The following is a 9,278-nucleotide window of genomic DNA, read 5'->3' as shown; positions in this document are numbered from 1 at the left end:
CGTAGGCCTGCATGGCCCAGCACTCCATCTCACCGAACCGCTGGCCACCGAACTGCGCCTTACCACCCAGCGGCTGCTGGGTGATCATCGAGTACGGGCCGGTGGAGCGGGCGTGGATCTTGTCGTCGACCAGGTGGTGCAGCTTCATGATGTACATGAAGCCAACCGTCACCGGGTACGGGAACGGCTCGCCGCTGCGGCCGTCGAACAGCTTCGCCTTGCCGTCGCTGTCGACCAGCACGTCGCCGTCGCGGTTGGGCAGCGTCGAGGACAGCAGACCCTGCAGCTCCTCTTCCTTGGCGCCGTCGAAGACCGGCGTCGAGACGATGTTGTTCGCCTCGGCCTCCAGCAACTCCTCGGGCAGCCGCTGCGCCCATTCCGGGACACCGCCGGCGACGTCGATCTTCCACCCGCTGTGTGCGCACCAGCCCAGGTGCGTCTCCAGGATCTGGCCGATGTTCATCCGTCGCGGCACACCGTGGGTGTTCAGGATGATGTCCACCGGCGTGCCGTCCGGCAGGAACGGCATGTCCTCGACGGGCAGGATCTTGCCGATGACGCCCTTGTTGCCGTGGCGCCCGGCCAGCTTGTCGCCGTCGGAGATCTTGCGCTTCTGGGCGACGTAGACGCGGACCAGCTCGTTGACACCGGCCGGCAGTTCGTCATCGTCCTCGCGGGAAAACACCCGGATACCGATCACCTTGCCGGACTCGCCGTGCGGCACCTTCAGTGAGGTGTCGCGGACCTCGCGGGCCTTCTCACCGAAGATCGCGCGCAGCAGCCGCTCCTCCGGGGTCAGCTCGGTCTCACCCTTGGGGGTGACCTTGCCGACCAGGATGTCGCCGTCGCGGACCTCGGCACCGATACGCACGATGCCGCGCTCGTCCAGGTCGGCCAGCACCTCGTCGGAGACGTTCGGGATGTCCCTGGTGATCTCCTCGGCACCCAGCTTGGTGTCCCGGGCGTCGATCTCGTGCTCCTCGATATGGATCGAGGTCAGCACGTCCTCCTCAACCAGGCGGTTGGACAGGATGATCGCGTCCTCGTAGTTGTGGCCTTCCCACGGCATGACCGCCACCAGCAGGTTCTTGCCCAGGGCCATCTCACCGTTGTCGGTGCATGGCCCGTCGGCGATCACCTGACCGGCCTCGACCCGCTCACCGGCGTCCACGATCGGACGCTGGTTGGCGCAGGTGCCGTGGTTGGACCGAGCGAACTTGCGCATCCGGTAGGTCTGCCGGGTGCCGTCGTCGGCCATCACCGTGGCGTAGTCGGCCGACACCTCCTCGATGACGCCGCTCTTTTCGGCGACGACGACGTCGCCGGCGTCGATCGCGGCGCGCAGTTCCATACCGGTGCCCACCAGCGGCGCCTCACTGCGCACCAGCGGAACCGCCTGGCGCTGCATGTTGGCACCCATCAGGGCGCGGTTGGCGTCGTCGTGCTCGAGGAACGGGATCATGGCGGTGGCCACCGACACCATCTGGCGCGGCGAAACGTCCATGTAGTCCACCTCGGACGAGGACACGTACTCCACCTCGCCCGCCTTCCGGCGAACCAGCACGCGGGCCTCGGTGAACCGGCCTTGCCCGTCGAGCGGCGAGTTGGCCTGCGCGACGACGTGGCGGTCTTCCTCGTCGGCGGTCAGGTACTCGATCTCGTCGGTGACCACACCGTCGACCACCTTGCGGTACGGCGTCTCGATGAACCCGAACGGGTTGACCCGCGCGTACACCGACAGCGAGCCGATCAGGCCGATGTTCGGCCCTTCCGGGGTCTCGATCGGGCACATCCGGCCGTAGTGGCTCGGGTGCACGTCGCGGACCTCCAGCCCGGCGCGCTCGCGCGACAGACCACCGGGGCCCAGCGCCGACAGGCGGCGCTTGTGGGTCAGCCCCGACAGCGGGTTGTTCTGGTCCATGAACTGCGACAGCTGGCTGGTGCCGAAGAACTCCTTGATCGCGGCGACCACCGGCCGGATGTTGATCAGCGTCTGCGGCGTGATGGCCTCGACGTCCTGAGTAGTCATCCGCTCGCGGACGACGCGCTCCATCCGGGACATGCCGACCCGGATCTGGTTCTGGATCAACTCACCGACCGTACGCAGCCGACGGTTGCCGAAGTGGTCAATGTCGTCGGTCTCCACCGGCACCTCGACGCCGCCGGGGACGGTCATCGAGGCCTGACCCTCGTGCAGGCGCACCAGGTATTCGATGGTGGCGACGACGTCCTCTTCGGTCAGTGTCGTCGACGAGGTCTCGGCCGGCCTAGCGCTCAGGCCCAGCTTCTTGTTGATCTTGTAGCGGCCGACTCGGGCCAGGTCGTAGCGCTTTTCCTTGAAGAACAAGTTCTCCAGCAGGGTCTGCGCCGACTCCTTGGTCGGCGGCTCGCCCGGGCGCAGCTTGCGGTAGATATCCAGCAGCGCCTCGTCGGTGCCGGCGGTATTGTCCTTCTCCAGCGTCGACATCATGATCTCGGAGAAGCCGAACCGGTCCCTGATCTGCTCGGCGGTCCAGCCCAGCGCCTTGAGCAGCACGGTGACCGGCTGACGACGCTTGCGGTCGATGCGCACACCGACGGTGTCGCGCTTGTCGACGTCGAACTCCAGCCACGCACCGCGGCTCGGGATCACCTTGACGCTGTGCAGCAGCTTTTCGGTCGACTTGTCGATGCTCTCGTCGAAGTACACGCCCGGCGACCGGACCAGCTGGCTGACCACCACACGCTCGGTCCCGTTGATGATGAAGGTGCCCTTCTCGGTCATCATCGGGAAGTCGCCCATGAACACCGTCTGGCTCTTGATCTCACCGGTGTTGTTGTTGATGAACTCGGCGGTGACGAACAGCGGGGCCGCGTACGTCATGTCCTTGTCTTTGCACTCGTCGACGGGCGCCTTGACCTCGTCGAACCGTGGATCGGAGAAGGACAGCGACATCGAGCCGGAGAAGTCCTCGATCGGCGACAGCTCGTAGAGCACCTCTTCAAGGCCGCCGACCGGTTTGGCGTCGCCGCGGGCAGCCGCGACCTCGCGCCAGCGCGGCGCACCGATCAGCCACTCGAACGAGTCGGTCTGCACATCCAGCAGCCCGGGCACCTCGAGTGGTTCGCGCAGCTTGGCGAAGGAAATTCGGTTAGGAGCTCCAGGTACGGAGCTGTTAGAGGAAGTGGAACCTAAAGAACCTAGTGGGTTTTTCTTGCTCTGGCGGGAGAGTGCCAAGATGCATCCTTCCAGCACCTAGTGCGACTAACGGTGCCGGCGGCCACCGGACCTATTCGCCGCTATAACTGTGTCGGTTCGGCTGGCGGACGAACTGTCCGGATCACACGCACGCAGCTAGGTCGCTGAGCCAGAAATGGGCTCAGGCTGGGACCACGGTGTCAAGTGGCGGGTGAGGTGGGCAGGAGGCAGCCAGCGCAACGTCCAACAATAGCGCAGGACTGCGCATTCCTCAACTACCGTGCTCGGGGACACCGGCGCTGGCTGGCGTCTGGATCTACCCGTTCACGCATACTGCCCAACAGATTGGCCCCTTCGGGCGCTTCCGTCAAGAGGTGACGCGCCGAGTTGGTGGATCAACTCCTTCCGGACAGGCCTATCGGGGCGGGTGACGGTCGCCGGCGCGGCGAAGCCGGGCGAAGCGGGCCGTCACACAAACAGAGGTCAGTACCCGCGCTGGGTTGGGATCGACGCGGTGTCCGCGTCATCGTCGCGGTGCCGGCCAGGACCGTCGGGCTCGTCGGCGTAGTCGGGGACGGGGTATTTCTGGGTGTTTTCCAGCGAGTCGAGGATCGCTTTCTGCGCATCCTTCGGTAGCAGGTGCAGGTTCTCGCGGACCCGGGCCTGCCGACGACCGACGGCCTTGCGCTCCGGCATGCCGGGGGTGGCGAGGATCTGCGGCGGCACGCCCTCGACCTCGTCGACGCCGCCGTCGACATGACCGGCCTCCAGGTGGGCCTGCTCCTCGGCCATGGTGGCCTCGTCCTTTTCCTCCGACATCCCGATCGGGCCGATACGGCGACCGTTGAGGAACTGCTTGACCACCGGCTCGTCGCTGGTCAACAACACCTCACGCGGGCCGAACATCACCAGATGCCGGCGGAACAACATGCCCATGTTGTCCGGCACCGTGCGGGCGATGTTGATGTTGTGCGTCACGATCAAGATCGTGCAGTCGATTTGGGCGTTGATGTCGATCAGCAGCTGGCTCAGATAGGCCGTGCGGACCGGGTCCAGACCCGAGTCGGGCTCGTCACACAGGATGATCTGCGGGTCGAGCACCAGTGACCGGGCCAGGCCGGCGCGCTTGCGCATACCACCGGAGATCTCACCGGGAAACTTCTTCTCATCCCCGCCCAGACCCACCATCTCCAGCTTCTCCATGACGATGTCACGGATCTCGCCTTCCTTTTTCTTGGTGTGCTCACGCAGCGGGAAGGCGGTGTTGTCGTAGAGGTTCATCGACCCGAACAGCGCGCCGTCCTGGAACATGACGCCGAACAGCGTGCGGATCTCGTAGAGCTCCTTGGCCGAGCACTCGGTGATGTCGGTGCCCTCGACGATGATCGAACCCCGCTCCGGGCGCAGCAGGCCGATCAGTGACTTCAGAAAGACGGATTTACCGGTACCCGACGGGCCCAGCAGAACGCTGACCTCGCCCTCCGGGATATCCATCGTGACGTCTTGCCAGATTCGCTGGGATCCGAAGGACTTCGACAGCCCCTCAACCTGGATACCGATACCCATGCGAAACCCTTCCACTGACGTCGGTCACCGCTGCCCAAGCCCAGCTTGTGGCATGAGTCACTGTAGCGCACCGGTGATGAAGGGGTCACGATGTACGGCTATCGCCGGAAATTTATGATCGGCGGCGATTCCGTCACCCGCGCGGCGACCAGTTGCCGTGGAAGCCCATCGGAACTCGCTGCGGCAAATGCACGGTGGCTACCGATTCGCAGGTTTGCGCGTCGAGCAACACCAGTTGGCCCTCGTCGCGGCCGCGGTGGAAGCCGTATCCGATCAGGATGCCGTCATCCTCGCCGGCGTCTGGCGAGTCGGCGCCGGGACGCGGGACGAAGGACATTTCGCCGATCAGCAGCTCGGGGTCGAGTGGGGCGACCGTGCTGGATCCGGTCTCGTAGTCGTGCTTGTACAGCGATGTCGACAATTGCGTTCTCCCTGAGTCGAGGAAGCCGCCGTCGATGCCCACGGTGTAGCCCAAGCGATGCCGGCCACCGAGCAGGGTCTCGTTGATCCGGGGGAACTCCTGCGCACGGTCGTCGCGGCGTTCGCTGCTCACCGCTCCGGTCGCTAGGTTGATCGTCCACCGGTCCAAGGTCGGCCTGCTCTCTCCGGGCCCGCGCCGGTCGCGGTCGAACATCCGCTGGTAGCGCACCACGTCGAGCACCAGCACCTCGCTGCCACCGCGAATTTCGGAGTAGGCGTTGAGCGGGTGGTAGACGTAGCAGGGTTCGATGTCGAACCACCGGACGTCGTCGTTGGTGCCCTCGCGGGGCATGACGCCGATGCGCGCCGGGTAGCGGGGGTTCCATGCGTAAGGTAGCCGATAGGCTTGGCGCTCCTGGCGGTTGATCATTGCCGCGATAGGCCCGGGTACCCGGACGCGCCCGATCACGGACTGCATCACCAACCGGGCGGGCAGCTGCATCCAGCCGGGCACCTTTGTCGGCGCCACCTGCATGGGGTCGAGTGTCACCGGCAGGTCGTAGAGCACCACATATTTGTCGGTGAGCGAGAAGTCGTGCATCATCGGCGACCCCGACACCTCGACGTCGACCGTGCGGCGAGCGTGGCCGTGAGTGTCGATCACCGAGTACTGCACGGTTCGACCGCGGGCGAAGGAGTAGGACACCGCGTGCAGTTCGCCGGTTCTCGGATCGCGGTGGGGATGTGCGGTGTAACCCCCGGGCAGGGTGCCGTCGAAGTCGCAGGGGCCGACGGTGTCGAGCTCGTCGGTGAGTTCGTAGTTGGCCACGCCGCCTTCGACGAGGGCCAGGGTCTTTCCGGCGTGGGCCAGCACATTGGTATTGGCGCCGAGGGACTGCATTCCGGCAAGCAGGTTGGGCGTGGCGGTTGTCGGCTCACCAAGGGCGGCGCGCACACCCGCGCTGCGCACCCAGCGGTTGCGATACCAGCCGGCCTTGCCGCCCTGCAGCGCTACTCCGTGCACCATGCCGTCGCCGGTGAACCAGTGGTAGGTGGCGGGGTCGACCTCTGCGACGGGGTTGGGCCCGTTGCGCAGGTACCGCCCGTCGAGGAACTCGGGAATGTGTCCGGTGACCGCGAGGTCGGTCGCGGTCACCTCGGCGCCTACCGGCGCAAGAAAGTCATCGAGATACGGGTTCGCCGGTGTGGCGGTGGCGGCAGTGGCCATGTTGGCCTCCTAGCTGGTATAACATTGATATTCCATTGTTATACACATCGGCGCTTGCTGTGTCAAGATGCAACGGTGACTTCGCAGGCCGAGCGCAACGTGCGTGCCGAGTTACTGCACGCTGCCGTGCAAATCCTCAACGAGGACGGCCCCGACGCGTTGCAAACCCGCAAGATCGCCAGCGCCGCCGGTACCTCGACGATGGCGGTGTACACGCATTTCGGCGGCATGCCCGCGTTGATCGCCGCGGTTGCCGAGGAGGGGTTGCACCAGTTCGATGCCGCGATGACGATGACCCCGACGTCGGACCCTGTCGCGGATCTGTTGGCTACCGGGATTGCCTACCGGCGTTACGCCATCGAGCGTCCGCATATGTACCGGCTGATGTTCGGCAGCACCAGCGCGCACGGCATCAACGCGCCCGCACACGATGTCCTGAGCTTGACCGTGGCCGAGATCAACGACCACTACCCCAGCTTCGCGCATGTCGTGCGCGGCGTGCACCGCTCCATGCTCGCCGGCCGGCTTGCCGCAGGATCGCCCTCCGACGACGCCACCGTGGTGGCCGTCGCCGCTCAGTTCTGGGCGTCCATCCACGGCTTCGTGATGCTCGAACTCGCGGGCTACTACGGCGCGCAGGGCAGCGCCGTCCGGCCGGTACTCGATGCCATGCAGACGAATCTTCTTATTTCACTGGGTGATTCGCCTGAGCGAGCGCGAAAGTCCCAGCTCCTGGCGGCGCGGCGCTGAGTACACGAAACCCCCGGGGCCTCGGCGGCTCTGGGGGTTTTCGCTGAGTCGACTACTTGACGGTGACGGTGGCGCCGGCGGCCTCGAGCTTGGTCTTGGCCTCCTCGGCAGCCTCCTTGGGGGCCTTCTCCAGGACCGGCTTGGGGGCGCCGTCGACCAGGTCCTTGGCCTCTTTGAGGCCCAGGCCGGAGACGATCTCACGGACAACCTTGATGACGCCGATCTTCTTGTCGCCGGCGGCCTCGAGGATGACGTCGAACTCGGACTGCTCCTCGGCTGCCTCGGCGGCCGGGGCGGCCCCGCCAGGAGCGGCGGCGGCAACGGCGACCGGGGCGGCCGCGGTTACCTCAAAGGTCTCCTCGAACTTCTTCACGAACTCCGAGAGCTCCAACAGGGTGAGTTCTTTGAACGCGTCGAGCAGTTCGTCGGTGGACAACTTGGACATGGTGTGGGTCCTTCCTTGGTGGGTTTGGGGTTATTCGGTGGATTCGGTCTCTGCGGCCTCGGCGGCTGGGGCCTCGGGGGCCGGAGCCTCGGCGGCTGTGGCCTCGGCCGGCGCCGCAGGCTCTTCTGCGGCTCTCTTCTCCTGCAGCGCGGCAGCGAGCCGGGCCACCTGCGAGGCCGGCGCGTTGAACAGCCCGGCCGCCTTCGACAGGTTGGCCTTCATCGCCCCGGCCAGTTTGGCGAGCAGCACTTCGCGCGACTCGAGGTCGGCGATGCGCTCGACTTCGGCGACGGTCAGCGCGTGGCCGTCCATGTAGCCGCCCTTGATGACCAGCGCCTTGTGCTCCTTGGCGAAGGTCTTGATCGCCTTGGCGGCGTCGACCGCCTCGCCGCTGACGAATGCGATCGCGGTCGGTCCGACGAACAACTCGTCGAGGCCGTCGATGCCCGCCTCCGAGGCGGCCCGCTTGATCAGCGTGTTCTTGGCGACAGAGTAGGTCGCCGAGCCGGCCAGCGACCGGCGCAGGTCGGCCAGATTAGCGACGGACAGACCGCGATATTCGGTGATCACGGTGGCAGTGGAAGCCCTGAACTGCTCGGCGATGTCCGCAACGGCGGTGGCCTTATCAGCGTGGGCCATGCATACCTCCTTGGGGGCCACGGCCCGGAAATAACGAACGCCCCGACGCAGGAAGCGGTCGGGGCGCGAACTGTGCGTCGACGTGCGCCGACGAAGGTCTGCCTCGTCCTCCTGCGTGGGCCGCCGGGAATTCCCGGACCTTCAACCGATTGCTCGGTGACCGACGGTCTTCGGTGGATCGGCCTCCACGATAGCGTGCCTTGCCGCTATCAGCCAAAACGGTCAGACCCGGTGATCACATCTGCCACTTCAGCCTCTGCCGGAGGAGATGCCCGAGTTGCCCGCCTTCGAGCGATTTGCTGCGGCCCGCAGCGCCAGTACTCGTCGATGAATCCGGTGCTCGGTGCCGCGCGGCATTTGACCGGGACCGTATACGCCGCGCGCGAGGCGGCGCGCCCTCCCGCGGCGCCGCTCCCACCGCAGCGCGTCCGACACGGATTTACCGGCCGGGCTGTCAACCTCGAACCCGTGGAAGGCAAGCGCCTCGACCAGGTCTTTGATGGTTGCCCGGCCGTGGATGGCAAGGTGCATCGTGAGTACGTAACGCAGCTCGATACCCCGCAGCTTGTTCATCGTCGGACGGTCGCATGCCGGTACGACATCCACCCGAAATCGCTCGTAGGCGGGCACAAAGCCATATGGCCTGTTGCCTCATGTCAATATGCCCGCGACGGTATTCGTTGCCTCATGTGCCGGATGCCCGCGACAACTGATTGGTGGCCTGGTTTGCTGGTGCCCGCGTGGGCGGTGCTTTGCGTTGGGGTCCGACTTTGGTGATGGCCAGGGTGAGGAGTTCGTTCATCAAGGCGTGGATCTGGCGTTGCAGGGCGGCGGGGTTGATGTCGAGGTAGGTGCGGGTCAGGTTCGCTTTGGCGGTGGTGGGCAGGTTTGGGTGTGCTTGTGCACGACGGTGCGGGGTGGTGGCGGTGTCGTGCTTCTTGGTGATTTTCGCGCCGTCGCGGACTTTAAGGACGAGCTTCTGTTGGGGGTAGAAGTAGTTGGTCAGTAAGGACTGCAGCGTCCAGATCTTGTTGAGTAGCAGCAGTTCTGCG

Annotated in this window: 7 protein-coding genes and 1 pseudogene; 1 reads left to right on the top strand and 7 read right to left on the bottom strand. The window is 65.6% G+C overall.

Annotation, left to right across the window (positions count from 1 at the left end; all coding sequences use genetic code 11):
- From rpoB to ACLQI9_RS04330, 3 genes are all read right to left on the bottom strand, one after another.
- Nucleotides 1-3,217 (bottom strand): DNA-directed RNA polymerase subunit beta (gene rpoB, locus ACLQI9_RS04340; RefSeq protein WP_442391165.1); only part of this gene is annotated, 3,217 nt, incomplete at its 3' end.
- Between the two features lie 444 nt (nucleotides 3,218-3,661).
- Nucleotides 3,662-4,744, bottom strand: a complete 1,083-nt coding sequence (locus ACLQI9_RS04335; protein WP_442382251.1) for an ABC transporter ATP-binding protein — start codon at nucleotides 4,742-4,744, stop codon at nucleotides 3,662-3,664.
- 133 nt (nucleotides 4,745-4,877) lie between these two features.
- The gene (locus tag ACLQI9_RS04330; protein WP_442391163.1) at nucleotides 4,878-6,392 is read right to left on the bottom strand and encodes a carotenoid oxygenase family protein; all 1,515 of its coding nucleotides are present in this window, start codon (nucleotides 6,390-6,392) and stop codon (nucleotides 4,878-4,880) included.
- A gap of 75 nt (nucleotides 6,393-6,467) precedes the next feature.
- Here ACLQI9_RS04330 and ACLQI9_RS04325 point away from each other — a divergent pair, with 75 nt between their 5' ends.
- Nucleotides 6,468-7,142, top strand: coding sequence for a TetR/AcrR family transcriptional regulator (locus tag ACLQI9_RS04325; protein WP_442382249.1), 675 nt, complete (start codon nucleotides 6,468-6,470; stop codon nucleotides 7,140-7,142).
- Nucleotides 7,143-7,194: 52 nt separating this feature from the next.
- On the opposite strand, the gene rplL is transcribed toward ACLQI9_RS04325, so the two are convergent.
- From rplL to ACLQI9_RS04305, 4 genes and pseudogenes are all read right to left on the bottom strand, one after another.
- A complete protein-coding gene (rplL, locus tag ACLQI9_RS04320; protein ID WP_324443508.1) occupies nucleotides 7,195-7,587 on the bottom strand; it encodes a 50S ribosomal protein L7/L12 in 393 nt (130 codons plus the stop codon).
- Between the two features lie 30 nt (nucleotides 7,588-7,617).
- A complete protein-coding gene (rplJ, locus tag ACLQI9_RS04315; RefSeq protein WP_442382248.1) occupies nucleotides 7,618-8,226 on the bottom strand; it encodes a 50S ribosomal protein L10 in 609 nt (202 codons plus the stop codon).
- Nucleotides 8,227-8,475: 249 nt separating this feature from the next.
- Nucleotides 8,476-8,799: a hypothetical protein gene (locus tag ACLQI9_RS04310; protein ID WP_442382247.1), complete on the bottom strand. Its 324-nt coding sequence runs from the start codon at nucleotides 8,797-8,799 to the stop codon at nucleotides 8,476-8,478.
- 112 nt (nucleotides 8,800-8,911) lie between these two features.
- Nucleotides 8,912-9,278: pseudogene (locus ACLQI9_RS04305) on the bottom strand (integrase); the annotation flags it as partial.

The organism is Mycobacterium sp., from assembly GCF_052143115.1.
In the GTDB taxonomy this organism is placed as follows: Bacteria; Actinomycetota; Actinomycetes; order Mycobacteriales; family Mycobacteriaceae; genus Mycobacterium.
This window is presented reverse-complemented; position numbering and strand designations above follow the sequence as displayed.